Source organism: Kitasatospora azatica KCTC 9699 (assembly GCF_000744785.1).
GTDB lineage: Bacteria > Actinomycetota > Actinomycetes > Streptomycetales > Streptomycetaceae > Kitasatospora > Kitasatospora azatica.
The window spans coordinates 4,530,487-4,556,901 of record NZ_JQMO01000003.1; the positions used below are offsets into that span (position 1 = coordinate 4,530,487).

The following is a 26,415-nucleotide window of genomic DNA, read 5'->3' on the forward strand; positions in this document are numbered from 1 at the left end:
TGGAGACGACCACAGCGAAGGGGAGCAGAACCGTGACCGAGCAGAATGAACCCCAGCGGCGGATCGTCGTCGGCGTGGACGGATCGCCGTCCTCGATCGACGCGCTGCGCTGGGCCGTCGACCAGGCCCGCACCCGCGGCGCCGTCATCGAGGCGCTCACTGCCTGGCAGTACCCGGTCTCCACCGGCTGGACCGTGCCGATCGAGGCCTACGAGGACCTTGCCGCCATCACACGCAAGGTCCTCGACGACGCCATCGTGCAGGCGGCCGGCTCGGCATGCCCGGTCGAGATCCGGCCCCGGGTGGTGCAGGGCGGCACCGTGTCCTGCCTGCTGGAAGCGGCCCGGGGCGCCGACCTCCTGGTCGTCGGCAGCCGAGGCCACGGCGGTTTCGTCGGCGCGTTGCTGGGCTCCGTCAGCGGCCACTGCGTGCAGCACGCGCCGTGCCCCGTCGTCGTGGTCCGCCACTCGACAGCCTGAACACCCGACCGCGCGACACCGTCCGTCCCGGACCTGAGCCGGACGCCACACCGTACCCACCACACCCGACCGCGCGGCCCTGGGGCCGCCGGCACCAGAGAAGGAGTGAGCCGATCATGCGACACCGCATCGTGGGAGAGCTGATGACCCGGGCCGTCGTGCCCGTCCGGCCCGAGACCGGCTTCAAGGAGATCGCCCGCCTGCTCGCCGAACACGACATCACCTCCGTGCCCGTCCTGGACCACGAGGAACGGCCGATCGGCCTGGTCTCCGAGGCCGACCTGCTGCTCAACGAGGCCGCCCAGGAGGACCCCGCCGGGCTGCTGCTCACCCCGCAGTTGTCGCCCGACGAGCACACCCGCAGCCGCGCCGCCACCGCCGAAGGCCTCATGACCAGTCCGGCGGTGTGCGCCCGGCCCGAGTGGACCGTGGTCGAGGCCGCTCGCCTGATGCAGCGCGAGCACCTCAAGCGCCTGCCCGTCGTCGACGAGGCCGGACGCCTGGTCGGCATCGTCAGCCGAAGCGACCTGCTGCGCGTCTTCCTCCGCCAGGACCGAGCCATCAACGAGGAGATCACCCACGAGATCCTCGACCGCACCCTGGGACTCGCCCCGGGCTGCGTCGACGTCCGGGTCGACGAGGGCCGGGTCACCCTGAGCGGCACGGTCGAGCACCGCGCCCTGGTGTCGGTGGTGGAACGGCTGTGCCGGAGCGTGGACGGTGTCATCGACGTGACCAGCCGCCTGGCCTACCGCACGGACGACACCGCTGCCCTGCACCCGGTCCGCTGACCAGCTGCGCACCACCCCGTGCGCCCGGAACCCGATGCTCGCGTTCGGCGGACACAGGGTCCCGGCGCCGGGGTGCGTCGCGCTGGTCCACCGGCCGCGCGCGCCAGGCGTGGCGTCGGGATGCGATGACCGACCAGCGATGGTTGGGCCGACCGTATCGGCAGCCGATCGAGGTCAGAGGCCGAGGATCTCCTCCACCGGCCGCCGGGCTGTCCGGCCGCTTGTGCCGCGATCGAACTCAGTGCACTCCCACTTCACATCGCGAGCCCCAGGGCCTTCGACACGAGTCAGCCGCACGGCGTTTCCGCACGTCAGAAGCCCCTTTACAGGTCGTAGTAGAGCTCGAACATGTCTCTGGCCTGCGGGAAAGACGGTCTCATAGAAGATCATTTCACGGCCAGCGCACACGCGGCGGCTTCAACGGGTGAGCGGAGTTGAGAAGCGCCGAGGGGTGACGAGGATACCGCGCTGGCTGCCCGTGTCGGTTGCTACGCAGCGCTACCGCCCATCGGCCCTGCAGGCCGGCGACGCACGGCTGGCTTCGGCCTCACGCAGAGGCGGCCAGCGGTGCGGGCAAGTCGACGCCGGGCAGCTGCGGGATGCCAACCGAGTGGCCGCTACGGTCCTCCCGGTGGCCGCGCGGGCCAGTCCGCGCTGACCGGCGGGTACGTAGGTTTCCCTCATCGGCGGTAGATCGCGACAGAGGGAGGCGGACCCGTGGAAGACACCCAGTACGACACGTGTGTGATCGGAGCGGGACCTGCTGGACTGGCGGTCGCGCGGGCGCTGGCGGAGCGGGATATCCCGTACACGCATATCGAGCGGCACACGGGCCCAGGGGGTCTGTGGGACATCGACAACCCCGGTGGTCCGATGTACGAGTCGGCCCACTTCATCTCCAGTAAGACCCTCTCGGGCTTCGGCGGGTGGCCGATGCCGGACCACTTCGCCGACTACCCGTCGCACCGTCAGATCTTCTCCTATCTGACGTCGTTCGCCGACGCGTACGGACTGACGGGCCGGATCGAGTTCGGCACCGAGGTCCGCAGCATCGGGAAGAACACGGACGGCAGTTGGACGGTGACGCGGGCCGATGGGCGGCAGAGCGCCCATGGGCAGGTCGTGGTGTGTACGGGCTCGCAGTGGCATCCCAACGTCCCCGACCTGCCCGGTCACTTCACCGGTGAGGTGCGGCACACGGTCGGTTACCGCAGCGCGGACGAGCTACGGGGAAAGCGCGTGTTGGTCGTCGGGGCCGGGAACTCGGGCTGCGACATCGCCTGCGACGCGGCCCGGGCCGCCGACCACGCGGTGATCAGCATGCGGCGCGGCTACTGGTTCATCCCCAAGCACCTGTTCGGCCGGCCGGTGGACACGATCGCGCAGAGCGGGCCGAAGCTGCCGATGTGGTTGGAGCAGCGGGTCTTCGGTGCTCTCCTTCGCCTCATCAACGGCGACCCGCGCCGGCTGGGCCTGCAGAAGCCCGACCACAAGTTGTTCGAGACGCACCCCGCGATCAACTCGATGCTGATCCATCACCTCCAGCACGGGGACATCACGGCCAAGCCGGGGATCGCCCGTACCGAGGGCAGGACGGTGCACTTCACCGACGGCACCCGCGACGACTTCGACCTCATCCTGTTGGCGACCGGATACGTGCACAGGGTGCCGGTCGCACAGCAGTACTTCGGCAGTGAGCAGCACCCCGATCTCTACCTGTCCTCGTTCTCCCGCGAGCACCGGGGGCTGTTCGGCGTCGGCTTCGTGGAGACGAACTCCGGGGCCTACCAACTCTTCGACACCCAGGCGCAGTTGATCGCCGGGTTCATCCAGGACACGCAGCGCGGGCTGCCGAGCGCGCAGCGCTTCGCCGACCTGATCCGAAACGACCGTCCGGATCTGTCCGGCGGACTCAAGTTCGTCGCCTCGCCCCGGCACACCGGCTATGTGGACGGCGGGGCCATCGTGAAGCACCTGGCCAAGGTGGCCGGTCAGATGGGCTGGCGCACCCAAGGCAACCCGCCCTCGGCCTCGGCCCGCCAGCCGGCGGTGCAGTCATGAGCTACGACTTCAGCGACAAGGTCATCCTGGTCACGGGCGGTGCGGGCGGGATCGGCAGTGCCCTGTGCCGCCGGTTCGCCGCCGGCGGCGCGCGGTGCATCGTCGTCGACATCGACGGGGTTCGCGCCAAGCAGGTCGCCGGTGACCTCCCCGGCCCCGGGCACACCGGGCTGGACTGCGACCTGCTGGACCGCGCCGCGGTGCAGCGGCTGTTCGACCAGGTCGCGGCCACCGACGGACGCCTGGACGTCCTGGTCAACAACGTCGGCATGACCAGCGCCGAACGCTTCGACGTGCGCAGCATCGAGAGCATCGAGCGGGAGATCAACCTGAATCTGCTCTCCCCGCTGATCACGACAAGGATCGCCATCCCGCTGCTACGTTCGTCGAGCGACGCCCGGGTGGTCACCATGGTCTCCCTCGGGGGCATCTTCCCGCTGGGCGAGACGCCGATCTACACCGCCTCGAAGTTCGGGCTGCGCGGCGCGATGCTCTCCATCTCGCTCGACCTGCGGGACAAGGGCATCCTGGCCGGGTCGGTGCTGCCGTCGGCCACCGACACCCGGATGCTCCGTCAGGAGGCCGTGGACGGCGGCAACGCCATGCAGTTCCAGGACCCGCCCCAGCAGCCCGCCGACGTCGTGGCCGCAGTGGTGAGTCTGCTGGACAGGCCCCGCCTGGAGGTCTATCCCAAGCTGAGCGAGTCCCTTCTGGTGCGGCTGGCGATGCTGGCCCCGAACCTGCTGCCCAAGGTCTTCCCGCTCTTCCGCGGGCGGGGCGAGCGCGGCATGGCCCGCTACCTGGAGGACCTGCGAAGCCGAGGGCTGGCGCGCCAGGTCGACGGCCGTTGGGAACTCGTGGAGGAGGCATGACCGTGACGGATGCGACCGACGAAACGGTGCTGCGGGTGACCAACCCGGCGACCGGAGAGCTGCTCACCGCACTGCCCGCTGTGAGCGCCCGCCAGGTCGCCGAGGCGGCCGAGCGGGCCCAGCGGGTCTTCGAGAGCGGGTCGTGGTCCCGACTGCCGCCCAGGGAACGGGCGTCGGTGCTGCTGCGGCTCGCCGACCTGATGGAACGGGACGCCGAGGCGCTGGCCCGTCTGGACAGCGAGGACGCGGGCAAGCCGATCACCGAGTGCCGCACCGGCGACGTGCCCGGTGCGATCGAGTCGATCCGCTGGTTCGCCGAGGCGGCCGACAAGCTCTTCGGCCGTCTCGCCCCCACCGGCCCGGACCACCTCGGGCTGATCAGCCGCGAGCCGGTCGGGGTGGTCGCGGCGATCCTGCCGTGGAACTACCCGCTGGCCATGGCCGCCTGGAAGGTCGGGCCCGCGCTCGCCGCCGGCAACTGCCTGCTGCTCAAGCCGGCCGAGGCGACACCGCGCTCGGCGCTGCACCTGGCGCGCCTCGCCACCGAGGCCGGTCTGCCGGAAGGGGTGCTGACGGTGCTGCCCGGTCACGGGCCGGTCGCCGGTGCGGCGCTGGCCCGCGATCCCCTGGTGGGGGCGCTGTCCTTCACCGGCTCCACCGCCACCGGGCGCCGGATCCTGACCGACGCGGCGCAGACCAACTTCAAACGCGTCTCGCTGGAGATGGGCGGGAAGAGCCCCCAGATCCTCATGGCCGACGCGCTCGGCTTCGGCGACGAGCTGATCGACAACATGATCGAGGCCGCCTTCCTGACGATGGGTCAGAACTGTACGGCCGGCTCGCGCGTGCTGGTCCACCAGGACATCGCCGAGGAGGTCCTGGCCCGGTTCGTCGCCGCCGCTAAGTCGCTGGTCGTCGGCGACCCCTGCGAACCGGAGACCCGCATCGGCCCGCTGATCAGCCACGCCGCCCGAGACCGAGTCGCCGCCGCCGTGGATGCCGCCGCCGCGGCCGGCGCGCACATCCACACCGCGGGCCTTCCCGGCGGTCTGCCCGGCGCCGGCGCCTACTATCCGCCCACCGTCGTCACCGGAGCCCCCGTCGCCAGCGACGTGCTGACGCAGGAGCTCTTCGGACCGGTCGTCACCGTCCAGACATTCACCACCGAAGCTGAGGCGATCCGCCTGGCCAACGCCACCGAGTACGGGCTCGCGGCCTCCGTGTGGACCCGCGACCTCGATACCGCACTGCGCCTGTCGCGCGACGTCCAGGCCGGCGTGGTCTCCGTGAACGCCTACAGCGAAGGGGACATCAGCACTCCGTTCGGCGGTTGGAAGCAGTCCGGATTCGGCGGTGCGGAGAAGTCCACCGCGGCCTTCGCCCAGTGGACCCGGGAGAAGACCATCTGGATCCGCACCCGCTGAAGGCCGACGATGACCCACCACCTTGCCCACCCCGTACAGCCGGCTGCGCCGGTCGAGGAGCGGCCGAGGCTTCGCGGCGTCCTGCACGCCGCGACCGCCCCGCTCGCCCTGGCCGTCGGCCTCGCCCTCACCGCCACCGCTCCCGACGGCCGGGGCCGAGCGGCCTGCGCGGTCTTCGCCCTCACCGCCACGCTGCTGTTCACCACCAGCGCCGCATACCACACCGGCCGATGGACCCGCGGCACGGAAGAGGCGTTGCGCCGCCTCGACCACGCCAACATCTTCCTGGTCATCGCCGGGACCTACACCCCGCTGGCGGTCCTGCTGCTGCCACCACCGGCAGGCCGGGACCTGCTCTGGACGGTCTGGGGCGCGGCGGCGGTGGGCACCGCGGTCCAGTTGCTGTGGCCCGCCGCCCCCCGGTGGCTCTCCGCCCCCGTCTACCTCGCGGTCGGCTGGATCGTGCTGCTGTTCATCCCGGACTTCGCCCACAGCGGTCGGCCCGCCGTCCTCGCCCTCGTCCTGGCCGGGGGACTGCTCTACAGCGCGGGCGGCATCGTGTACGCCCGCAAACGCCCCGACCCGTCACCGGCCTGGTTCGGCTTCCACGAGGTGTTCCACGCCCTGACGACCGCCGCGTTCGCCGCGCACGCCGCCGCCATCGGCCTGCTCACCGCCCGCTGACGCCGCCGGGCTCCTCGGACCGCTCGAACCGCCTGCGCAACTCCAGCGGGGCCACTCCGTGCCAGCGGCGCACGGCGCGGCGAAGGGCGCGTTCGTCGGAGAAACCGGCCTGGTGTGCGACCTCGCGCAAGGTCGGTTCGGTACGCCGCAGCAGCTGTTCGACCCGTTCGCGTCGTACCCCGTCGACGATCGCCTCATAGGTGGTGCCGCAGTCGGCCAGCCGCCGGCGCAGGGTGCGCTCGCTGGCCGCGTGCCGACGCGCCTGCTCGGCGAAGGACGGCACCGACGGGAGGCCCTGCGCGATCGAGACCTCCAGTACTTCGAGCAACTCCTGCTGGTCGCGGCGGGCCGCCACCTGAGCGTCCAACAGCTCGAGCACCGAGGCGAGGACGACCGGGTCGCGGCCCGGCATCTCGGTGCGAGCCCACGCCGGATGGACGACGTAGCGGTTGTCCTGCGCCGCGAAGCCCACCGGGCAGGCGAACAGGTCGCTGAACGGGGTGAGGTCACGCGGGGCGGGACAGACGAACGCGACCCGGCTCGGAGCGAAAGCCGGGCCGACGATCAGGCGGGTCAGCGTGAGGACACTGGAGAACGCCTCCTCGGTCAGGAAGACACCCACTGCTGGGTCGAGGGCGGGGTCGGGCAGCCTCGCCCGCAGCACGAAGCCGTCCTCCTCCGCCCCCGCCGACCAGACCGTCATCGCTCCGGACAGGTTCTGGTACTTCACTCCGGTCCTGATCGCGTGCTCCAGGGTGTCGCAGGCCATCAGCGCGAAGCCGAGCAATCCCCACGCGGTCAGTTGCTGCGCCGAGCCCACCCGCAGGCCCAGACGTTCGTCCCCGGTCAGCTCCAGCGCGCGGCGGATGACGGTGCTCCCCTGGCGGTACGAGACCCGCAGGGCGGCGGACCGCATCACGGCCTCCTCCAGGCCGACCCGGGCCAGTTCGGGCCGCAGGTCGATACCGTCCTCGGCGGCGACCATCGAGAGCGAGCGCAGGATGTTCGGCGGAATGGTCGCCGAGGTGCTGCGGCTGGTTCCCGGCGGACTCGCCGGGCCAGGGGTATCGGGCATCGCGGTCCCTCTCACCAGGACGTGGACAGGGCCGGTAGGACCACTGTAGACGGGCGGACACCTCCGGTTCGCGTGGTGGCCGCTGGAGTCCGGCGCCTGGCCTCCGGCGCCCTGAGTCCGGCCCGATCCGCTCCGTACGGTTGCGGCAATCCGATCCTTCGAGATGCGCCGGTGCCCATCGAGCGCCCGGCAGTCAGGCGCGCCATGACCCTCTTCTTGCAGGCCGCGGTACCGGCTGAGGACCGCCGAAGCGGCCCTCTCGCGGGCGCCCGACGAGTCACGGCAACCGCGTTCGCCGCCCAGGGCGCCGCCGTGGCGGCGGTGTTCACCACGGTGCCGGGCATCCAGCAGCATCTCGGGCTGTCGTCGCTGACGACCACCGTGCTGATGGTCACCGTCGCACTTGCCGCAGGCGCCGGCAGCTTCGCCGGGTTGGCTGCGATCCGCCGCGTGGGCGCGGTCGCCGCCATGCGCTGCGCCGCTGTGGCGACTGCCGCCGCCCTGCTGCTGATCGGGTGGGCGCCCGGTCAGGCAAGCGTCACCGTCGCCTACCTGCTGTTCGGAACGGCCCTGGGTGGCATCGACGTCTCCGTGAACACCCGGGCCTCGGCGGTCGAGCGGGCGTACGGGCGCAGCATCTTCTCGTCGTTCTACGCCCTCTGGAGCGTGGGAGGCGTCGCCTCGGCCCTGCTGACCGCGGGCCTGGCCCGCCTCGGCGGGCGGCCCGAGCAGATCCTGACCGCTCAGGCCGTCCTCGTCCTCGCTCTCGCCCTGACCATCCGCTCCCACCCGATCGCGGACACGACGGCATCCGGCACACCGTCCGAGACCGCCGCGGTGCCGCTCGGCCGGAGGACGTGGGCCAAGCTCGTCCCGTTCGGCCTGGTCCTCCTCGTCGCGTACGTCATCGACTCCACGGTCTCGGCCTGGTCGACCGTCTACCTCCACCAGGTCCTCGCCGCATCCCTGCCGACGGCTCCTCTCGCCTACGCGGCGTACCAGGCGGGCACCATCACCGGACGAGCCTGCGCTGACCATCTGATCCGCAGGACGGGGCCGGCCGCGGTGATCCGCGCCACCGCGCTGGTCGCCGCCACCGCCCTGGCCGCGCTCGCCGGGGCTCCCAGCTGGCCGTACGCGATTGCGGCAGCCGGGTTCGTGGGCCTTGGCGTCTCCGCGTTCACCCCGCTGTGTCTCGCCACCGCCGGGCGGCTGCAACCCGATGCCGCCGAAGCCATCCTCGCCCGCCTGAACCTCTTCAACTACCTGGGCGTCATCAGTGGGGCAGCCGTAAGCGGGCTCATCGGGTCCAGCGGCCACTTCCGTCTCGCATTCGCGATCCCCGCGGCCCTGGCCCTCCTGCCGCTGGTCACCGCTCGTGCTTTCGCCCACGACGCCCGACTCAACCCAGGGGCGCACCACTCCTGAGGTGCGCAGGGCCGACGCGCGGTGCTACCCGGCGTCTTGGGCAAGGGACTCGATGCCCACCTCGATGAAGCGCAGGGCAGTCACCATGGCCTGCTCAAGCTCGAACTTCTCGGTGCCCGTGAAGAGCTCGATGATGACGGCGGTCGCCGCGGCGGCCGCCATGCGCGGGCCGACGGTCTCCGGGGCGACGCCGAGGTCCTCGGCGACGACTCTGGTTGATTCCGGCACCGCGAGCAGTTGGCCGCCCAGAGCGACGACGAGCTCGACGTGCAGGACTCGATCGGTCGCGCCACCGCCACGGCGGGCAGCGCCGTGGCCTTCGCCGGCCTCACGGTGATCATCGCGCTGGCGGCCCTGTCGGTCACCGGTATCCCGTTCCTGACCGTCATGGGCCTGGCCGCGGCATTCACCGTGCTCCTCGCCGTCCTGGTCTCACTCACCCTCGTGCCGGCGGCGATGGCCTTCGCCGGTGAACGACTGCGCCCCCGCGCCGAAAGCGGCCACCGCACCCGGAGCGCACGCCGCGGCCGCGACTCCCGCGGCACGTGGGGCCTCGCCTGGGCGCGCATGATCACCCGCCGACCCGTCGCCGCACTGCTCGTCTGCCTGGCAGCTCTCGGCGCCGTCGCCCTGCCGGTCGGCCACCTGCGTCTCGGTCTGCCCGGCAGCGAGACCCAACCGGTCACCAGCACCCAGCACCGCGCCTACAACCTGGTCAGCCAAGGATTCGGGCCCGGCTACAACGCCACCGTCACCGTCGCCGTCGACACCACCCGTGTCCCGGCCACCCAGCGCACCGCAGTGCTCGACAACCTGGCCGACGTCAGAGCACCTACTACAGGTCGAAGTAGTGCTCGAACGTGCCCCTGACCTGCGAGAATGGGGGTCTCACGAAAGATCATTTCACAACCAGTGCACACGCGGCGGCCATGACGATGAGATGCGGTGAGAGGCGCCGAGCGGAGACCACGAGGTCGGGTCGGCGGCCCACCGTGAGGCGCTACGCGGTGCTACTGAACTTGAAGCAGTTCCTGTAGCCGGGGCTCCACCGCCTTCAGCTCTTCCCTCTTCCTTCCCCAGTGTCGGCGGGGTTAGTCGGACGGTCTGTGCGTTGTGGTGCCGAGCGCGGGCGTGCCGGTGGGTGTCGACGAAGCCGGGGTGAGGATGGTGCTGGTGGCGTCGACGACCACGGCGTCGCCCGCGCTGAGGTCCGAGCCGATGGCGGTGATGGTGTCGCCCTCGATGAGGAGGTCGCCGTGCTCGATGATGCCGAGGTCGGGGTCCAGTCACCCTGGCCGGCGACGGTGTCCGCCGTGGCCGGCCTGGGCGCTACCGCAGATAGTCGCTCGCCTTGGCGCCGAGGACGTTCAGCAGGGCCAGGGCCTCGGCGCCGGGGGATCCCGGTGGCGCGGTGAAGAGTACGAGGTACTGGTCGCGGTCGGTGAGGGTGAGGGTGTCGCAGTCGACGGTGACCTCGCCGACGGTCGGGTGGCGGAACGTTTTCGTGAGCATCGGCGCGGCCTGCACGTCGTGCCGTTCCCAGAGCCGGGCGAAGTCGGGGCTGGCTTGGCGGAGTTCGTCGACGAGGCCGGTCACCGCGGGATCGTTGGGGTAGCGGGCGAGGGTGGCGTGGAGCTGCATCACGACGCCCAGCCGGAAATCGGCGGCGTCGGAGATGCCGTAGAGCGCCGCCTCGGCGGGCTGCGGCCCGGGGAAGGCCCGGCGCGCGAGGTTGCGCTCCTCGGGGGCGAGCTGGGAGAAGTCCTCCATGAGCGCGGCCGCGAGGTCGTTCCAGGCGAGGACCTCGCACGCGGCGGACATCACGAAGCCGGCCGTATGCGGCAGCCGCTGAAGAAGCGCGAGCACGCTGGGGCGGACGTCGCGCCGGTGCAGTCCGGCACGGTTCGGCGCGGTGCCCGCGAGGACGTGGAGATGGTCGGACTCGGCGTCGGTCAGCCGCAGCGCTCCCGCGATCGCGGCCAGCACATCGCCCGAGGGGCGTGGCGCCCTGCCCTGTTCGAGGCGGATGTAGTACTCCGTGGAGATGTGCGCCAGGACCGCCACCTCCTCGCGGCGAAGACCTGGCGTGCGGCGTCGCGGGCCGGAGGGGAGGCCGACGTCCTGCGGGCGGAGCCGCTCGCGGCGGCTGCGGAGGAACGCCCCGAGTCTCTGTTTGTCCATCAGCCCAGTGTGCGCGCGGCGCGGTGACGGATCCTGGTACAGCCTGTGCCTGTATCCGGCCGGCAGCCGGCCGGACGCTGTTGCCATGACGAACAACACGAACTCCGCCGACAGCGCACCTATCGGTCTGCTCGCCGGCAAGGTCATCTTCATCACCGGTGCCAGCCGCGGCATCGGGGCGGCCGCGGCCCGGCTCTTCGCCTCCGAAGGCGCCGCCGTCGTGCTCGCCGCCCGCAGCACCGACGCCCTGGACCGCATCGTGAAGGAGATCCGCGCGGACGACGGCGTCGCCGACGCCGTCACCCTGGACCTCGCCGACCCCGCGAGCATCCGCGCCGCCGTCGACCGCGTCGAAGAGCTGCACGGACGGCTCGACGGCGCTTTCAACAACGGTGGGATCGCCCAGCAGCGGCCCGGCCCGCTCGACACCACGAGCGACGCGGACATCGACGGGCAGTTCGCGGTGGACTTCCGCTCGCACTGGACCGCCATGACCGCCGAGGCCGCGCTCATGCGGCAGCACGACGGCGGGGCGATCGTCAACACATCCAGCATCGGCAGCCGTCGCGCGGTGCCGCCCCTGCCCGCGTACGGCGCCATGAAGCGCGCGCTCAACAGCCTCACCGAAACCGCTGCGGTGACCTGGGCCCCGGAGGGCATCCGGGTGAACGGCATCACTCCCGGCGGCACGGCCACGGAGATGATGGAGGAGTGGGAGGCAGCGACTCCCGGCATCATCGAGGCCAGTACCGCGGCGACACCGCTCGGCCGGATGGCCGAGCCCCGCGAGGTCGCCGAGGTGGCCGCGTGGCTGCTCAGCGACCGGGCCTCGTACGTGACCGGCGCGATCATCCCGGTCGACGGCGGCGCCGGCGCCTGAACACGAACAGGGCCTCATACAACCGTGGTCTTCAAGTGCTGCCGCTCATGACCCCGACCTACTGGAGGGGGAATGCCGGCCGCCGGTGGACTGGACGTCCAAGTGTCCGGCCACGCTGCACCTGCGGGGCCGACCGTTTGAGCGTTTCAGGCCGCAGCTCGCCACCACCCAGCCGTGACCGCCGCCTGCGCGCCGCCGACCCGAACGCCGCGGCGGAGAGTTGGTTCGCCCTGATCAATGCCTGGATGTGTCGAGTTCGATGTGCTCGATGTCGTTGTCCAGGAAGGTGGTCAGGGCCTGGGCTTCGGTGTGGACGGCTTCCCGTTCCGGGGCGGTGAGAGGGCGCAGGGAGCTGATGTGGAGTCGGTGGTCGCGCACGGTCCAGGTCGCGGTGACGCGTCCGTCGACGAGGACGGTGCGGTGGCCCGCGACGGACAGACCGAGGTGGGGAGCGTCGATGATGCGGCTGCGGTCGTGGTAGCCCAGGATGGCGTTGTCGAAGGCCGGAAGGAACCGGACGGGGGCCGGGGTGTCGGGGTGCGGGCGGGGCGCGTCGGGCAGGTCGAGCAGTTCGCGGCCGCGTTCGTCACGGAAGACGACGAGTTCTTCGCGAGCGGTTTTGACGGCGGCGGGAAGGCCGGCGAGGCCGCACCAGGCGCGCACGTCCGCGCTGGCGGCGGGCCCGTACGCGGCGAGGTAGCGGAGCAGCAGTTGCTGTCCGACGGGATCACTGCCGTCGGCGGGCAGGGGGTCGATGTCCCGTGCCAGCCAGGTGCTCAGCGGCAGGTTGCGTACTCCGGCGGTCTGGCGCCACAGGCCGCGGGGAGGGAGTTGGGCCATCGGGATGAGGGCTGCGACGAGCAGCTCGCCCAGGACACGGCGCGGTGGACCGGGCCAGCGGTCTTCGAGAGCTCGAACCAGCTCGGTCATGGTGCGCGGCCGCTGGTCGGCCATGACCGAGCGGCCGGCGGCGGCGACCTCGTCCATGTCGATGCCGGCCAGTTCGCGCCGGTAGGTTCCCAGCACTCGCTGGCGCAGCATGGTGTCGTGGCGGGCTCGCCAGGCGAGCGCGTCGTCGGCGGTGACGAGGTGGACGGTGCGCCGCATCAGGTGGGTGCGCACCACCTTTCGACCGGTCAGCTCATCGTCCAGTTGGCCGGGTAGGAAGTCGCAAAGGCGGGACCACAGCCCGGTGAAGGGTTCGTGAGGCTCCTGCGCCTGCATGCCGCACAGATGGGCCACTGCCTGCGACACGGAGCTGTCGCTGCGCTCAAGCAGGTGTTGGCGGGCGAGGGTGGCGCGATTGAGGGCGCGGGTGTCGAGGACGGTCATGGCACTCTCACGCGACGGCCTGCCCGTGAGACGGGCACCGTCGGATGGCGTCCCGCTGTGTGGTGTAGCCGATCACGGGTGAGGTGTGCGCGGGCTCGCTCCCGGGGCGCACACCCGCAGGGGCCTCACACTCCCTGAGCATGGGTCAGCCACCGTGCAACTCTCCGATGTGAACGGGCAGTTCAACGAAGGAGACGCACGGTGGCCCTGTCCCAGTCTGACCTACTACGCCTGCTGGAGTCACTACGTTCGGCAGACGGGCTCGAACTCGTCCGCGGGGTGGCCGAGCGGATGCTCCAGGAACTCATCGAGGCCGAGGCCACCGCGAGGATCGGCGCCCAGTGGAACGAGCACACCGATACCCGCACCGCGTTCCGCAACGGGCACCGCGACAAGACGCTGACCACCGCGGCCGGCGACCTCGATCTGGCGATCCCCAAGCTGCGGGCCGGCAGCTTCTTCCCCGCCCTGCTGGAGCGACGCCGCCGGATCGACCAGGCCCTGTACGCGGTCATCATGGAGGCCTACGTCCACGGCGTGTCCACCCGCTCGGTCGACGACCTGGTCAAGGCCCTGGGCGCGGACACCGGCATCTCCAAGAGCGAGGTCTCCAGGATCTGCCAGGATCTTGACGGGCAGCTGACCGCCTTCCGGGGCCGGCCCTTGGACCACGTCCGCTTCCCCTACGTCTACCTGGACGCGACCTACTGCAAGGCCAGGGTCGAGCACCAGATCGTCTCCCGGGCCGTGGTCGTGGCCACCGGCATCACCGAGGACGGCGGCCGCGAAGTGCTCGGGGTCATGGTCGGCGACAGCGAGACCGAACTTTTCTGGACCGAGTTCCTTCGCTCGTTGCGCGAACGCGGCCTTGCCGGAGTCCGGCTCGTGATCGGCGACCACCACCTCGGGCTGGTCAAGGCCATCCGCAAAGTCATGCTCGGGGCCTCCTACCAACGCTGCAGGGTCCATTTCCTACGGAATGTGTTCAGCGTGATCAACAAGGAAGCCGGCGAGATGGTCGCCGCGACGATCCGCACGGTCTTCGCCCAGTCCACCGCCGAGGGGGTCCGCACCCAACTCGACACCGTCGCCGACATGCTCGGCGCCCAGTTCCCGAAGGTCAAAGCGATGCTGCTGGAAGCGAAGGACGACCTGACCGCCTTCGCCGTCTTCCCGGAACGACATTGGAAGAAGATCCAGTCCACCAACCCGCTGGAGCGGATCAACCGCGAGATCAAACGCCGCACCGACGTCGTCCAGGTCTTTCCGAACGACGACGCGCTCCTGCGACTGGTCACCGCCGTGCTCTTCGAGCTCCACGACGAGTGGATCGCCTTCCCCCGCCGCTACCTGCCCGAAGGCAGCATGGACCAGCTCTACCCTGCCAAGCTCCCCGAAAGCGCCCCCGCACTACCCAACACGCCCACCGACTGATCGGCTACACCACCAAGCGGGACACGACCCACCGTCGCAGGTCCGTGTGGGCGGGTTTCCGCTGTTGTACGTGTCCGGCGCCCGCGCCGTCCGGGCCGCCCACGGGGTGGCGGCGGCTCGGACGGCGCGGTTGGGCCAGGTCGGTCGGGTTCAGCCGTTGTACGGCGCGGTGACGTCCAGGACCCAGGTGACGCCGAAGCGGTCGGTGAGCATGCCGTACAGCGGCGCCCACTGTGCGGGCTCCAGGGGGCTCACGATGGTCGAGCCCGCGGCGAGCTTGCCCCACAGGGCGCTGATCTCCTCGGCGTCGTCTCCGCGGACGGAGACGAAGAACGAGTTCTCGCCCTGGTCCCAGGGCAGCTGCGAGGGCACGTCGTAGGCCATGACGTGGAAGCCGTTGTCGCCGACCACCTCGCCCCACATCACCCAGTCCGCCTCGCTCTCGTTCCGTACGGCGCCCGCGTCCTTGTAGGTGACCGCGACGGTGCGCCCGCCGAAGACGGACCGGTAGAAGTCCAGTGCCTCACGTGCGGTGCCCCGGAAGTTGAGGTGGGTGGTGGTCGTGACGGACATGATTCGTTCCTTGCCTCGGTGTGACAGATGTGCGCCGTCGGTCATCGGTGTCGAGCGGCGGCTGCCGTGACCTGGGGGTCGCGCCTCCCGAACGGCTCGTATGCCACGATGGCAAAGGTAGAGGACAGGAAGTGTCCGGTACTCCGGGGAGGATGGGTGTCATGCAGAAGACGTCCGCCCGGCTGCTCGCGCTGCTCTCGCTCCTTCAGACGCCCCGTGCCTGGTCCGGCGACGATCTCGCCGAGCGTCTCGGTATTGCCTCGCGCACCGTGCGCCGTGACATCGACCGCCTGCGCGAGCTCGACTACCCGATCACGACCGTCAAGGGACCGGCTGGCGGCTACCGCCTGGAGGCCGGCACCCACCTGCCGCCGATGCTGTTCGACGATGACCAGGCCGTTGCCCTGGCCGTCGCGCTGCAGACCGCGGCCGCCGGGACCACCGTCGCCGAAGACGCCTCCCGTGCGCTGGCCACGCTCCGCCAGGTCATGCCGGCCCGCCTGCGCCACCGCATCGACCTGCTTCAGATCACCCCGGTCCAGGCGCCTGTGGCAGCCGGCGACGCCGTCGAGGTCGACGCTCAGGTCCTGATGGAGCTGAGCCGTGCCATCCACGCCCGGGAGGAACTGCGCTTCGACTACGCCCCGGGTCCGGGCACCCCGCCCGACGCCGCGCGCCGCGTGCAACCCCACCATCTGGTCACCTGGCGCCATCGCTGGTACCTGGTGGCCTGGGACCTCCACCGCGAGGACTGGCGCATCTTCCGCGTCGACCGCATCCGGCCCCGCACGCCCACCGGCCCCCGCTTCGCCCCGCGAGACCTCCCCGGCGGCACCGTCTCCACCTTCGTCACCAGCCGGTTCCGCGGCAACGACGGCACCACCACCGACTGGCCGTGCCGGGGCGAAGTCATCCTCCACCTCCCGGCCGCACACGTCGCGCCCTTCGCCGAGGACGGAATCGTCGTGGACGTCGGCCCCCACCGGTGCCGGCTCATCCTCGGCTCCTGGTCATGGACCGGACTCGCCGCCGCGATCGGCCGCTTCGACACCGATGTCGAAGTCATCGACCCACCCGAACTGGCGGCCGCGTTCGGGGACCTCGCCGCCCGCTACGCCCGTGCAGGATCGTTCGCGGCGGCGTGGACCGACCGGACCAGGGAGGGGTCCGAATCGTCAGGGGCGAAGCCCTCAAGGACTTCCAGCAGCACCAGCACACCCATACTTCGACGGTGCACTCAGCGCCTGGACAGCGCACCCCGAGACCGCCAGCGCGCCCACCGTGGCGCGGACGCCTAGCGTGATGGGTATGACGTGGACAGACTTCGTTACAGACATCGCTCTGGAACGGGACACATTGCTTCGCGCCATGCCGCTCGTCCCCGCCACTGCCGGGGGTGACTTTCGCGGCACCCTCGATGTGGCGGCAGATCATGTACACGCCTTCGTGTCGGCCAATGATGCGTCGATGACGCCCGAGGGCTGTGTCGCCTTTCTCCGTATCCGTCCTCTGCTCTTCGGGATCGCGTGGAAGATCCTTGATCGCTTCCACGAGGAGGCGTTCATTCAGGCTGGCGAAACGCCGGATCAGAGCAGGGGATTCTCGATCAAGGAGAAACGCAGACTCGCCCGGAGCCTGGTCGGGCAGCCGGGGTTCCTGCCGGCCGAGGTCTGGGAGGCCGTAGCGCTCACCTACGACGGCACCGCCCTCATGCGTCACAGCATGGTGCACCAGAGCGTATGGGTGGACGGCGCGGACGCCCTTGTGGGCACTGACAGTGGCGGCGGGAGACTCCGACCAGTCACAGCAGACGAGCAGGAAGCGCTCGTGCACGTCGCTCTCCGCCGGGTGGAGGCGGCCGAGCTGTTTACGCTCGACACCCGAACCGAAGGCGATCTGCGAGCTCAGCTGGACCGGCTCAAGGGCATTCACAAGGTGACCCTCGCGGGGGCGGTAGTCCTGACCGGGGTTCCCGAGCTGACCGTCATCCTCGCCCCTGCGCCTGGTGGGGGCGGCTACGTCTTCGACACGCCGTATGTACGACAGCGTTCTCCGTTCAGGGCGGCGCAGTACTGCGACCTCGTGGTGAACTTCCGCGACATGCCCGGCGTTAGCCTGCGCGGTCGTCTGGAAGATGCACCGGACCGACAGGTGTTGTTGGAGCCCGATCAGCCGCCGGACTGGTTCAGAGAGATATCGGCCAGGCTCAAAGACGGTCCTGACGATGGCGAACTCCCAGTCTTCGTCAACCTCAGACGGTTCACGCAGGTTCTCAGCTGCTGTGGCTGCGAATCCGCTACCGTCCTTGGCCCAAGCAAGGGCAACGACGTTCCGCTGCACCGGTTCAGGGAACAAGCGCCCGCCAGGTGTGGGTGTGAACCGCATGGACGAATGCTAGTCATGGGGCCGGACGGTCGACAGAGGTGCTGCTGACGCGCAGTGGTCCAACCTGGTCGGGTTGAGCCCCGAGCGGAAGACGGCCCGGGCACCGTTGCTCTCTGTAGCTGGAGCAACGGGGCCCGGATGGGGCAACCTCGACTGGCGACCCGTCAGTCCGGCTTGGCTCCCGGTGCACAGCGGGTGCACATGAGGACGAGGACGGACGGGAATCGCCGAGAGCTCAGGAGAGGTATTTTCCCAGTTCAGGGGCCCTGTAGTGGTGGTTTGCCGAGCAGGTCCAACGACCCCGACTCAGAGGTCGTAGTTCTGATCGAACATGCCTCTGACCTGCGATAACAGGGAGCTCGCGGAAGATCATTTCACAACCGGTTCACACGCGGCGATGATGACGATGAGCAGCGGTGAGAAGCGCTGAGCGAAGACCGCGATGTCGAGCCGGCTCTTCGCCGTGTGGCGCGGTGCGGGGCTACTGATCGTGGCGGTGTGACGTCGTTCCACTCAGCGGTTTTGTGGGTCGACCACGGCGGCGAAGAAGTGTCGAAGCATGGTTGGAGCTGTCGCCTGTACGAGTCCGTGCCCGCCGAATCGGTACACCTGGTATCCCTTGAGCCGTAGGGCCCGGTCATCGGCGACCATCTTCGAGTACAGGCGTGGAGAGGCAATGTTGCCCTCGGTGGCGAAAGAAGCAACGCGCCCCGGTCCACGATGACCAGCATCCCTGCGGCCAAGCCGGCCTTCCTGATCATCAGCTCCGGCTCGCCGCCGTTGAACCCCCAGTGCCTCGTCGATCTGTGCGTGCGTGGCACACAATGTCAGCGTCGCCACCCCCACCTGCGGGAACCCCGCTTCGTGAAGCGGGTTACCCTCCGCAAATTAGGCCTGCTTCGGGCCGGCAGCCTCGTGGTCACTCAGAAAGACGGCCTCGATGCCGCGGAGGAAGACCTCAATGCTCAGGTCGAGCTGCTTCCTGTCGTAGGTGTCGACCCCGCGCGCGACGATGCGGGTGAAATTCTCGAACGCCTGCGGGTCACGCCCTTCGAGCCCTTCGCGGGTGAGTCGCAGCCGCAGACCTACTCCGATGCGCGCCACGAGGAGCGCATCGCGCGCGTACGCCCAGCAGATATTGGTCAACAGGGCGAGCGACCGCACGGCGGCCTCGTCGTCGAAGCCCGCCTCCGTCAGTTTCTTCACGACGGCTTCGGTCGGCTCCGCGAACCTCGCGAAGACCGAGCTGTCCGGCTGGAGGTGCACGGAGAGCGCATCGGCGGCGATCACATAGTCGGTGTAGGCCCTCGCGTAGAGGCGGTACGCCTCTTGCCATGAGGCGTCTGGCGGGATGTCGAGGTCCGACGAAGTCTCCGAGAACGCGTCGAGTGCTACCAGCCGCAGCAGCGATTCCCGGTCGCTGACGTGGTGGTTCACGGCCTTCCGGTCGACGCCGAGCTTGTCGGCGACGGCCTGCATGGTCAGCTCGTCGGCGTCGAGGGACCGCGCCGCAGCGATGATGCGCGCCAGGTCTAGCCCCGCCCTGCGCCCGCGCGTCCTCCGGCCGCCGGAAGGCGGTGTCCGTTCTGCGGCTTCCATGGTTGTTGTCTCCTGCGTCTCAGAGGGGTTGACGGGGCGCACACCCGAGCATAGCTTGCTGGCGAGTACTAATTCCCGGGCGGGAATTAATGGGTGAAGCAAACGAAGGAGTTCGATGATGGGCGCTGTCGCCGCAGGTCACGGCAACAAGCAGACCAAGAAGAAGATCACCAGGGAGGACTTGCTCGGTACGGAGAAGCGCTGGCGGCGCTTCGGTGAGCCGACGCCGGCCGGCGGTTCGCAGCACGAGGACGGCACTCCGGACTACGGCATCTTCGGCCCGGGCAGTGTCGTCTGGGAGGTCCTCCTCCACCCGGCGACCGTCGTCTTCCTGAACGCCGCCCAGGGAGCGGTGCAGACGAAGGCGTACAAGCCGATCGCCGCGGGCCTGCGCGATCGCGACCCGGTAACCCGCAAGGCGCGGGAAGGCACGCTGACCATGATGGACGTGTTCGACCGGCTGTCCCGTAACTCGGGCATGCACGCGCCCATGTGGCTCGGTGACTCAAAGACCGCCAAGCTGATGGCCAAGCACCTCCACAACATCCACAAGAAGGTGTCCGGCGATGTCATCGACACCTCTCGGCCCGAGCTCGGGGGCTACGCGGCGAGCGAGCCCCGCGACGCGATGTGGGCCGCGCTGACGGAGATGCACCCCATGCTGCGGGTCTACGAGGCCTTCGCCTTCCGCGATGGAAAGCTGCCGCACCGGCTGTCCCCGGAGCAGCGCGATCAGTTCATCGCCGAGGCGGGGGCGTACCTGAGGCTCGTCGGGGCCTCCGAGGAGGAGATCCCCACGACGATGGCCGAACTAGGGGCCCTCTATGAGACGTACGCCGGCCTCTTCGAGCCCAGCAAGACGTTCAACAACATGCCCGACACGGGCCAGGACTGGGTCAAGCTGTCTGGGCAGGTGGTTCTCAAGAACTTCCACATCTCGCACCTGCGCGCGCTCATCCCGTACCTGCTGCAGACCGCGCTGATCGATCTGCCCGTCACGGGCACGCTGCCGGCCAAGACCCGCCGTTCTATGGGCCTCAGCCCACGCAAGGACAAGGCCGCGGTCGTGGCGGCGAAGCTCTTCCTTCCGCTTGCCTGGCTGATGCAGCAGGGGCCGTACGAGCGTTATGTCCTGCGTCGCATGTGGGGGCCTGACAGCATCGCACTGCTCGAGTCTGCCCGCCGTCTGCACGAGCAGGCCCTCGCGCAGCGCGCCGTCAGCCAGCTCATCGGCCAGTCGATGGACACAGCAGCACACGCCTGAGAAACGCACCGGTCGAGACCATCCGGCCTGCCGGCTCGCCTCGGACCGGCAGGCCGGTCCTGGGTAGCCGAGCACAGCATGCAGGTCCTGCAGAACTCAACGATTCGAGGAGTACGTTCGTATGTCCCCTCTCATTCCCGCCCCTGCGCCCGAACACATACGCCGGGAAGAGCTCGACCGGCTCGTCGCCCTGCAGCGGGCGGCCTTCCGCGCCGAGGGAGATCCTACCGCTGAGGTCCGGCGCCACCGCATCGACCGGCTGGTGCTCGCAGTACTCGATGCCGCCGACGAGCTCGCCGACACACTGGCCGAGGACTACGGTCGACGCCCCAGCACCCTTACCAAGGCGAGCGAGATTCTCGGCCTGGTCGAGGAGGCTCGGCGCCTGCGCGACGGGCTCGAAGGGTGGATGAAGCCAACCCCGGTCGATGGTCAGGTCCCGGCCTTCATCCAGCAGAAGCCTCTCGGAGTCGTCGGCGTCATCACCGCCTGGAACTTTCCCGTGGGCCTGGCCGTCCGGCCGGCGCTGGACGCGCTGGCCGCCGGAAACCGCGTCATCCTGAAGTTCACCGACGTCCATGTCCGCACCGGGGAGGTCTTCGCCCGCGCGGTGTCCAAGTACCTTCACGAGGACCAGGTCACCGTCGTGTGCGGAGACGTCAAGACAGCCCAGGAGTTCTCCGATCTCCCCCTCGACAAGATCATCTTCACCGGCTCACCCGCCGTGGGCCGGCTGGTGGCCTCGGCCGCTGGGGCGAACCTCGTGCCCGTCACCCTGGAATTGGGTGGGAAGAACCCTGTGGTGGTAGCCCCCGACGCCGACCTGGATCTGGCCGCGCACCGCGTCGCGGGCACCCGGATGCTCAATGGCGGCCAGGTCTGCCTCTGCCCGGACTACGTCTTTGTACCCCGGCAGCACATCCAGGAGTTCACCGCCTCCCTGCAGGCTGAGCTGGCAGGGTTCTTCCCGACCTATGTGGACAACCCAGCGGCTGTCTCCCTGGTCAACGAGCGCAGCTTCGACCGGGTCCTGGGGCTGATCCAGGATGCGGAGGCGAAGGGGGCCAAGAAGATCACGGCCGTCGAGGAGGAGCCGTCCCGCAAGGTCCGACTGATTCCGCCGACGCTGCTGCTCAATGTCCCAGCCGATGCGTGGATCACGAGTGAGGAGGTATTCGGACCTGTACTGTCGATCCACCCCTACGACGACATCTCCGAGCCCCTCAACTACATCGCCGACCACCCGTCGCCTCTGGCTGCGTACTGGTACGGCGAGGATGGGGAGGATTTCCACCGCTTCCTGAACCACACTAATTCCGGTGGTGTCACCCGCAACGACGGCCTCCTTCACCACTCCGCCGACGCCCCCTTCGGTGGCGTCGGCAACTCCGGCACCGGCGCCTACGGCGGCAAGGCCGGCTTCGACGAGTTCACCCACCGCAGAACGGTGGCCGCCCAGACGAGCCCGCTCGGCTACACCGACGGCATGGTCGGCTCCGCCTTGCTGGCTCAGGGCCTGGTGGTTGGTATCGACCAGGCGATCAGCGGTGCGGCGGCGGAGATTCGCGAACGGCTCGGCCTGCGATGAGAATCGTCGGCGCGCCTCCCCCTCTTCCATCACCATCCACCTCCGTACGACCATTCCTCCCTGGATTCGTCGCGCCGGCAGAGATCCTTGGCGACCCCGTCCACCCGCGCCGAGGCGGCGGAGAGACGCCGGTTGCCGAGGCGGCGGTGTCGGCCTGGGCAGCCTTCGGGATACGAGCCTTAGGCTGCGCCGACCACGCAGTTGCAACGGTGTTCGGCCTGCATTGCGGGCCGGCCACCCAACTGCGGCTGCGTGGCGGGGCCGCGGTGAAGTTCTGGCATCTGTCGCCGACTGTCACGAGGCCCTGCGGTTGGCACACTGCGCCCGGAAAGACCTCGGCGAGGAGACATGGATCTCGGTCTCGGTGGCCTGGCGATCGTTCGAGGAGCAACCGAGCGGTGTGCGCGAGGTCGAGGACATCCTCAGGGTGGCGTGTGCGCTGAAGCGCCGGTCCGGGGTCTACCAGCTCGATGACGTGGCCGTGGAGTTCGCGGTGGCGAGCAGTCCGGAGGTGTCCTGGCACCTCGCGAGGCTGATCAAGCCGGTCGTCACCCGGCCCGAACTGCTGGAGACGCTGGAAGCATTGATCGCCTCGGACCTGACACAACCCCGGCCACGGCGTCAGCGAGCCGAACCGATCCGGCAGGACAGGCGTCAGCGAGCCGAACCGATCCGGCAGGACAGGCGTCAGCGAGCCGAACCGATCCGGCAGGACATAGGCAGCGCGGCAGGCGAGTGAATGGAGCGCAGCCGAACTGGACATTGACGCCGACCACATCGTCGTGCGCCGCCAGCGCAAACGGTGGTCCCTCCGGCGAACTCGCCCTGCTGCTGGAGTCGCCGTCTTGGTACTGCGGGCAAGTACGGGAGCACTCTCGGTCGTCTGGTCACCCCGGCAACGGTTGTTCGGCCCAGATCGTCTTGCCCAAGGCGGTTTGCCGGCTGCCCCATCGCTGGGTGAGCTGGGCAACCAACAGCAGTCCGCGGCCGCCCTCGTCGTAGATGTGTGCTCGGCGCAGATGCGGTGAGGTCGAGCTGCCGTCGGACACCTCGCAGATCAACGTACGGTCGCGGATCAGCCGCAGTTGGATGGGCGTATGACCGTACCGAATCGCGTTGGTGACCAGTTCGCTGACGACCAGCTCAGTAGTGAAGGCGGCGTCCTCCAACCCCCATACGGCGAGCTGCTCGGTGGCGTTCTGGCGAGCGGCCGCCACCTGCGCGGGGTCCGGCGGCAGCTCCCAGGTGGCCACCTGGTCGGCTCCCAAGGCCCTGGTGCGGACCAACAGCAGGGCCACGTCATCGGCGGGACGTTGAGGTAGCACGGATCTCAGCACCGTATCGCACACTGTTTCGAGCTGATCACTGGACGGAGTCAGTGCGCGGCACAGCTCGGAGATGCCGCGGTCGATGTCGCGGTCGCGGCTCTCGATCAGCCCGTCCGTGTACAGGGCGATCAGTGAGTCCTCTGGTAGTTCGAGTTCCGTTGCCTCGAAGGGGAGCCCTCCTATCCCCAGCGGAGGACCGGCAGACAGCGCGACGAGTTCCGCCACGTGGTTGGGCAGCGACACTACCGGAGGCGGATGTCCGGCGCTGGCCATCGCCAGACGGCGGGAGGCTGGGTCGTACACCGCATACAGGCACGTCGCGCCCAACTCGGCGACGTCCGCGCCGCCGCTTGTGTCCATGGCCAGATGGATCACCATGTCGTCGAGGTGGGTCATCAGCTCGTCCGGCGGCAGATCGACGTCGGCCAAAGTTCGCACGGCCGTACGCAGCCGCCCCATAGTCGCCGAGGAGTGGATGCCGTGCCCGACGACATCGCCGACGACCAGGGCGACCCGACTTCCGGACAGCGGGATCACGTCGAACCAGTCGCCGCCGATGCCCGCCACGGAGCCGGCTGGGAGATAGCGGTGGGCGACCTCCACCGCCGCCTGCCCGAGTAGCTGCTGCGGAAGCAGGCTGTGCTGGAGGGTCAGCGCAGTAGACCGCTCACGGGCGAACCTGCGGGCGTTGTCCACGCACACCGCGGCCCGGCTCGTCAGTTCCTGGGCGAGGGCCACATCGTCGGCGGTATACGGGTCGGGGCTCACCCCGCGGGCGAAGACCGCAACGCCCAGCGTGGTACCCCGGGCCTGCAACGGCGCTGTCAGCAACGAGCGGACAACCAACCCGCGCTTCTTGTGTTTCCGAGCCAGGGCGGCGCGCACCGGGTGCTCCGCAATCCACCGATCGAGACCAGGGTCTCCGGCCCTGTTGAGCACCGGGTGACCGTACGCCAGTGCCTGGGCGGGCGGCGAGAAGGGAGGGTATGCGTCCGTCTCCCCTATCGGGACGGCGGTCTCCAGAAGCTCCCCTACGTCTGATCGGTGCGCCACCCGGCGCATCACGACGTCAGTTTGCTCTGCGTTCGGGTTGGGTTCCTCGGCCCCCAGTACCCAGTCCAGCAGGTCTACGCTGGCGAAATCGGCGAAGCCTGGTACAGCGAGCGTCACCAGTTCCTCCGCGGTCTTCATCACGTCCAGAGTGGTCCCGATCGAGGTCGCGGCCTCGTTCAGCAGGGCCAGTCGCTGCCTGGCCCGATGCTGTTCGCTGCTGTCGAACGCTGCCATACCGACCGCGACCAGCTTTCCGCCAGCGTCCCGTACTGGCCACATCTCAACGTTCCAGGCGTGCTCGCCGCCTCTGGCAAGCGAACCGCCGTAGCCCTCGAAGTGCACGGACATGCCAGTTTCGAGCACCTTTTGCTGGTGCTGTAGCAGGAGACTGGCACTGGTTTCGGCCAGAGTGTGGTCGGTGAGCGGCCTCCCCACCAGCTCCGTCTCGGCAAGCCCCATCCCCTGGGATGCCTTGGTGTTGAGCCGCAGAATGCGCTGCTGGGTATCGAAAGCGGACAGTCGAACGGACGCCTGCTGAAACACCTGCTCGGCCACCGTCGGCTTCAGCGTCCCGGGCTCCGACACGGTGACCAGGAATCTCTGCGGTTCGCCCTCCCCCTCCAGCAGAGGGCAGGCCCTCAGGGCCAGCTCCATGGTGCGGCCGTCCCGGTGCCGCAGGGTGACCACACCGCTGAGCGCGGTCACCGCCTCATCAGGTATGTCCCCTACGACGAAACCCTTCGCTTTCCGGCCCACGACGTCCTCTGCGCCGTATCCCATCAGCCGCTGGAGAGCCTCGCTCCATCCCAGCACGATGCCCCGTTTGTCTATGATCGCCACAGGGTCGCTATGCGCCATACCACCAAGAATGACCCCCGCGCCGTATCCGAACAACCTGTCTGTGTGTCAAGCGGCCTGAGCGAGGTGGGTCCGTTGGTCGCCTTTCATGATCCGGTAGACCACGTTGGACAGCCGCCGTTTCAGGGCTCGTCGGGCCTCTGCCGGCGTCTTCCCTTCCGTGATCTTGCGCAGGTAGTACTCCTGCCCGACCTCCAGGTCGGCGCGCAGCTGCTCTGTCCGCACAAAGGCGAGAGAGCCGGAAGCGCTTGGGGCGGTATGCCCATAGGGCCGGGTGCTGCTGAGTTTGGTGTACGCGGCCTGCAGTGGTGCCATGTGATGGCACAAAAGGCCTACCACTCGGGGTTCCGTGAGGCGGAGCCGATCCAGTCGATTGAAGCTGGATCGCCGGCGAGCTGCCGGGTCAACCCAGGCGAGACTGGCGGACAGTCGCCCAGGACGCCTGGTGGCCGTCGCCAGCGAGCTGGACTGCCACCACGCATAACGCGCGGCTGGGAAGACCCCAGCTGCGCATATGCGCGGACGCGGCCTGATCAACTACACGCACAACGGTCCCCGGGAATCGCCGCCTTGGCGGAAGCACCGTTCTCATTGCTCACGCGGGGCGTACCAGGCCGCCGAGCATCCTTTCCAGCAGGTCGTTGTTCGCGTTGAAGCTGGCCACTGACGCGGCGATGTTCTCCTCCTGGTCCATGTCCTGCCAGGAGACGGTATATCCGGCTTCGCGGGCAAGCTGGGCGAGGAAGGCGCGCTGGGTGCGACCGTTGCCTTCTCGAAAGGGGTGGATGGCGTTCACGTCGCCGTACAGGTCGGCGAGGCCTCGGATGAACGCCGGGCGCTCCAAGCCTTGCAAGTGATCGTTGTCGGCGAGCTTGCGGAACACGTCCTCCGCGAAGGAGGCGATGTGGATAGACGGGCAGAACGATGTGCCCTTGGAGATCTCAATGGTGCGCAGCTCCCCGGCCCACGGGTACACGTTCCCGAAGATCCGCCGGTGGAATGCTTGCAGGTGTGCGAGGTTGTAGCTGCCTGGCAGCGGCTCAGCGTCCAGGATGGCGAGTTCTACGGTGGCGATGTCCGCTTCGGCTTCGGAGAGCTCTGCTGCATTGGTACTGACTTCGGCGTT

Annotated in this window: 24 protein-coding genes; 15 read left to right on the plus strand and 9 right to left on the minus strand. The window is 69.2% G+C overall.

Translation table 11 applies throughout. The annotated features are described in order from the left end of the window. The first annotated feature begins 32 nt into the window (after positions 1 to 32). The 6 genes from BR98_RS30750 (at position 33) to trhA (ending at position 6,311) form a co-directional block, all read left to right on the plus strand. A complete protein-coding gene (locus BR98_RS30750; RefSeq protein ID WP_035849922.1) occupies positions 33 to 479 on the plus strand; it encodes a universal stress protein in 447 nt (148 codons plus the stop codon). A gap of 116 nt (positions 480 to 595) precedes the next feature. Further along, positions 596 to 1,270, plus strand: a complete 675-nt coding sequence (locus tag BR98_RS30755) for a CBS domain-containing protein (RefSeq protein ID WP_035849925.1) — start codon at positions 596 to 598, stop codon at positions 1,268 to 1,270. A gap of 717 nt (positions 1,271 to 1,987) precedes the next feature. Then, positions 1,988 to 3,331 carry a flavin-containing monooxygenase gene (locus tag BR98_RS30760; RefSeq protein WP_198042313.1) on the plus strand — a complete coding sequence of 448 codons (1,344 nt, stop codon included), beginning with the start codon at positions 1,988 to 1,990 and terminating at the stop codon, positions 3,329 to 3,331. Then, positions 3,328 to 4,203, plus strand: a complete 876-nt coding sequence (locus BR98_RS30765; RefSeq protein ID WP_035849927.1) for an SDR family NAD(P)-dependent oxidoreductase — start codon at positions 3,328 to 3,330, stop codon at positions 4,201 to 4,203. Before BR98_RS30760 ends, BR98_RS30765 begins: the two co-directional genes overlap by 4 nt. After that, complete coding sequence (locus BR98_RS30770) at positions 4,200 to 5,627, plus strand: aldehyde dehydrogenase family protein (protein WP_051970500.1); 1,428 nt, start codon at positions 4,200 to 4,202, stop codon at positions 5,625 to 5,627. The genes BR98_RS30765 and BR98_RS30770 overlap by 4 nt, the downstream gene beginning before the upstream one ends. 9 nt (positions 5,628 to 5,636) lie before the next feature. Continuing rightward, positions 5,637 to 6,311, plus strand: coding sequence for a PAQR family membrane homeostasis protein TrhA (gene trhA, locus BR98_RS30775; RefSeq protein ID WP_035849930.1), 675 nt, complete (start codon positions 5,637 to 5,639; stop codon positions 6,309 to 6,311). Here trhA and BR98_RS30780 read toward each other — a convergent pair. Continuing rightward, positions 6,298 to 7,386 carry an AraC family transcriptional regulator gene (locus BR98_RS30780; RefSeq protein ID WP_035849932.1) on the minus strand — a complete coding sequence of 363 codons (1,089 nt, stop codon included), beginning with the start codon at positions 7,384 to 7,386 and terminating at the stop codon, positions 6,298 to 6,300. The genes trhA and BR98_RS30780 overlap by 14 nt on opposite strands. Before the next feature lie 204 nt (positions 7,387 to 7,590). Here BR98_RS30780 and BR98_RS30785 point away from each other — a divergent pair, with 204 nt between their 5' ends. Beyond that, positions 7,591 to 8,814, plus strand: coding sequence for an MFS transporter (locus tag BR98_RS30785; RefSeq protein WP_051970502.1), 1,224 nt, complete (start codon positions 7,591 to 7,593; stop codon positions 8,812 to 8,814). A 24-nt stretch (positions 8,815 to 8,838) separates the two neighbouring features. Here BR98_RS30785 and BR98_RS30790 read toward each other — a convergent pair whose 3' ends face one another. Next, positions 8,839 to 9,042, minus strand: coding sequence for a hypothetical protein (locus tag BR98_RS30790; protein ID WP_035849935.1), 204 nt, complete (start codon positions 9,040 to 9,042; stop codon positions 8,839 to 8,841). A 9-nt stretch (positions 9,043 to 9,051) separates the two neighbouring features. On the opposite strand from BR98_RS30790, the gene BR98_RS30795 reads away from it, so the two are divergent. Beyond that, positions 9,052 to 9,684 carry an MMPL family transporter gene (locus tag BR98_RS30795; protein WP_035849946.1) on the plus strand — a complete coding sequence of 211 codons (633 nt, stop codon included), beginning with the start codon at positions 9,052 to 9,054 and terminating at the stop codon, positions 9,682 to 9,684. 459 nt (positions 9,685 to 10,143) lie between these two features. Here the strand turns inward: BR98_RS30795 and BR98_RS30800 are convergent, their stop codons facing one another. Further along, positions 10,144 to 10,995, minus strand: a complete 852-nt coding sequence (locus tag BR98_RS30800; protein ID WP_035849950.1) for a helix-turn-helix transcriptional regulator — start codon at positions 10,993 to 10,995, stop codon at positions 10,144 to 10,146. Positions 10,996 to 11,080: 85 nt separating this feature from the next. Here BR98_RS30800 and BR98_RS30805 point away from each other — a divergent pair, with 85 nt between their 5' ends. Next, entirely contained in the window at positions 11,081 to 11,875 is a 795-nt protein-coding gene (locus BR98_RS30805) for an SDR family NAD(P)-dependent oxidoreductase (RefSeq protein WP_035849956.1), read from the plus strand. Positions 11,876 to 12,109: 234 nt separating this feature from the next. Here the strand turns inward: BR98_RS30805 and BR98_RS30810 are convergent, their stop codons facing one another. Continuing rightward, on the minus strand, positions 12,110 to 13,207 hold the full coding sequence (locus BR98_RS30810) for a winged helix DNA-binding domain-containing protein (RefSeq protein ID WP_035849963.1): 1,098 nt from the start codon (positions 13,205 to 13,207) through the stop codon (positions 12,110 to 12,112). Positions 13,208 to 13,408: 201 nt separating this feature from the next. Between BR98_RS30810 and BR98_RS30815 the strand changes: the two genes are divergently transcribed. After that, complete coding sequence (locus BR98_RS30815) at positions 13,409 to 14,641, plus strand: IS256 family transposase (RefSeq protein ID WP_035838848.1); 1,233 nt, start codon at positions 13,409 to 13,411, stop codon at positions 14,639 to 14,641. A 150-nt stretch (positions 14,642 to 14,791) separates the two neighbouring features. Here BR98_RS30815 and BR98_RS30820 read toward each other — a convergent pair whose 3' ends face one another. After that, the gene (locus BR98_RS30820; protein WP_035849967.1) at positions 14,792 to 15,214 is read right to left on the minus strand and encodes a VOC family protein; all 423 of its coding nucleotides are present in this window, start codon (positions 15,212 to 15,214) and stop codon (positions 14,792 to 14,794) included. A 161-nt stretch (positions 15,215 to 15,375) separates the two neighbouring features. Here BR98_RS30820 and BR98_RS30825 point away from each other — a divergent pair, with 161 nt between their 5' ends. Continuing rightward, positions 15,376 to 16,512, plus strand: a complete 1,137-nt coding sequence (locus BR98_RS30825) for a helix-turn-helix transcriptional regulator (RefSeq protein ID WP_083977185.1) — start codon at positions 15,376 to 15,378, stop codon at positions 16,510 to 16,512. Between the two features lie 10 nt (positions 16,513 to 16,522). Then, on the plus strand, positions 16,523 to 17,647 hold the full coding sequence (locus tag BR98_RS30830; protein ID WP_157538000.1) for a hypothetical protein: 1,125 nt from the start codon (positions 16,523 to 16,525) through the stop codon (positions 17,645 to 17,647). Positions 17,648 to 18,487: 840 nt separating this feature from the next. On the opposite strand, the gene BR98_RS30835 is transcribed toward BR98_RS30830, so the two are convergent. After that, positions 18,488 to 19,198: a TetR family transcriptional regulator gene (locus BR98_RS30835; RefSeq protein ID WP_051970505.1), complete on the minus strand. Its 711-nt coding sequence runs from the start codon at positions 19,196 to 19,198 to the stop codon at positions 18,488 to 18,490. Between the two features lie 115 nt (positions 19,199 to 19,313). Here BR98_RS30835 and BR98_RS30840 point away from each other — a divergent pair, with 115 nt between their 5' ends. From BR98_RS30840 to BR98_RS30850, 3 genes are all read left to right on the plus strand, one after another. Then, positions 19,314 to 20,462: an oxygenase MpaB family protein gene (locus BR98_RS30840; protein ID WP_035849975.1), complete on the plus strand. Its 1,149-nt coding sequence runs from the start codon at positions 19,314 to 19,316 to the stop codon at positions 20,460 to 20,462. Between the two features lie 121 nt (positions 20,463 to 20,583). Then, a complete protein-coding gene (locus BR98_RS30845) occupies positions 20,584 to 22,050 on the plus strand; it encodes an aldehyde dehydrogenase family protein (protein WP_051970507.1) in 1,467 nt (488 codons plus the stop codon). A 400-nt stretch (positions 22,051 to 22,450) separates the two neighbouring features. Beyond that, positions 22,451 to 22,789, plus strand: a complete 339-nt coding sequence (locus BR98_RS30850; protein WP_035849977.1) for a CdaR family protein — start codon at positions 22,451 to 22,453, stop codon at positions 22,787 to 22,789. A 148-nt stretch (positions 22,790 to 22,937) separates the two neighbouring features. Here the strand turns inward: BR98_RS30850 and BR98_RS30855 are convergent, their stop codons facing one another. The 3 genes from BR98_RS30855 to BR98_RS30865 all read right to left on the minus strand — a co-directional run bounded on the left by BR98_RS30855 (position 22,938) and on the right by BR98_RS30865 (position 26,364). Then, positions 22,938 to 25,289: a SpoIIE family protein phosphatase gene (locus tag BR98_RS30855; protein WP_035849979.1), complete on the minus strand. Its 2,352-nt coding sequence runs from the start codon at positions 25,287 to 25,289 to the stop codon at positions 22,938 to 22,940. A 48-nt stretch (positions 25,290 to 25,337) separates the two neighbouring features. Further along, entirely contained in the window at positions 25,338 to 25,604 is a 267-nt protein-coding gene (locus BR98_RS40600; protein WP_035849982.1) for a hypothetical protein, read from the minus strand. Positions 25,605 to 25,884: 280 nt separating this feature from the next. Further along, a complete protein-coding gene (locus tag BR98_RS30865; protein WP_083977187.1) occupies positions 25,885 to 26,364 on the minus strand; it encodes a Fic/DOC family protein in 480 nt (159 codons plus the stop codon). Positions 26,365 to 26,415 lie beyond the last annotated feature (51 nt).

What these genes read in the sequence shown, in the direction of transcription:
- BR98_RS30845 (WP_051970507.1), top strand. Translation starts at nt 20,584, where the DNA reads ATGTCCCCTCTCATTCCCGCCCCTGCGCCCGAACACATACGCCGGGAA.
- BR98_RS30855 (WP_035849979.1), bottom strand. Translation starts at nt 25,289, where the DNA reads ATGGCGCATAGCGACCCTGTGGCGATCATAGACAAACGGGGCATCGTG.
- BR98_RS30805 (WP_035849956.1), top strand. Translation starts at nt 11,081, where the DNA reads ATGACGAACAACACGAACTCCGCCGACAGCGCACCTATCGGTCTGCTC.
- BR98_RS30765 (WP_035849927.1), top strand. Translation starts at nt 3,328, where the DNA reads ATGAGCTACGACTTCAGCGACAAGGTCATCCTGGTCACGGGCGGTGCG.
- BR98_RS30785 (WP_051970502.1), top strand. Translation starts at nt 7,591, where the DNA reads ATGACCCTCTTCTTGCAGGCCGCGGTACCGGCTGAGGACCGCCGAAGC.
- BR98_RS30835 (WP_051970505.1), bottom strand. Translation starts at nt 19,198, where the DNA reads ATGGAAGCCGCAGAACGGACACCGCCTTCCGGCGGCCGGAGGACGCGC.
- BR98_RS40600 (WP_035849982.1), bottom strand. Translation starts at nt 25,604, where the DNA reads ATGGCACCACTGCAGGCCGCGTACACCAAACTCAGCAGCACCCGGCCC.
- BR98_RS30820 (WP_035849967.1), bottom strand. Translation starts at nt 15,214, where the DNA reads ATGTCCGTCACGACCACCACCCACCTCAACTTCCGGGGCACCGCACGT.
- BR98_RS30770 (WP_051970500.1), top strand. Translation starts at nt 4,200, where the DNA reads ATGACCGTGACGGATGCGACCGACGAAACGGTGCTGCGGGTGACCAAC.
- BR98_RS30840 (WP_035849975.1), top strand. Translation starts at nt 19,314, where the DNA reads ATGATGGGCGCTGTCGCCGCAGGTCACGGCAACAAGCAGACCAAGAAG.
- BR98_RS30825 (WP_083977185.1), top strand. Translation starts at nt 15,376, where the DNA reads ATGCAGAAGACGTCCGCCCGGCTGCTCGCGCTGCTCTCGCTCCTTCAG.
- BR98_RS30830 (WP_157538000.1), top strand. Translation starts at nt 16,523, where the DNA reads ATGACGTGGACAGACTTCGTTACAGACATCGCTCTGGAACGGGACACA.
- BR98_RS30810 (WP_035849963.1), bottom strand. Translation starts at nt 13,207, where the DNA reads ATGACCGTCCTCGACACCCGCGCCCTCAATCGCGCCACCCTCGCCCGC.
- BR98_RS30800 (WP_035849950.1), bottom strand. Translation starts at nt 10,995, where the DNA reads ATGGACAAACAGAGACTCGGGGCGTTCCTCCGCAGCCGCCGCGAGCGG.
- BR98_RS30755 (WP_035849925.1), top strand. Translation starts at nt 596, where the DNA reads ATGCGACACCGCATCGTGGGAGAGCTGATGACCCGGGCCGTCGTGCCC.
- BR98_RS30780 (WP_035849932.1), bottom strand. Translation starts at nt 7,386, where the DNA reads ATGCCCGATACCCCTGGCCCGGCGAGTCCGCCGGGAACCAGCCGCAGC.
- trhA (WP_035849930.1), top strand. Translation starts at nt 5,637, where the DNA reads ATGACCCACCACCTTGCCCACCCCGTACAGCCGGCTGCGCCGGTCGAG.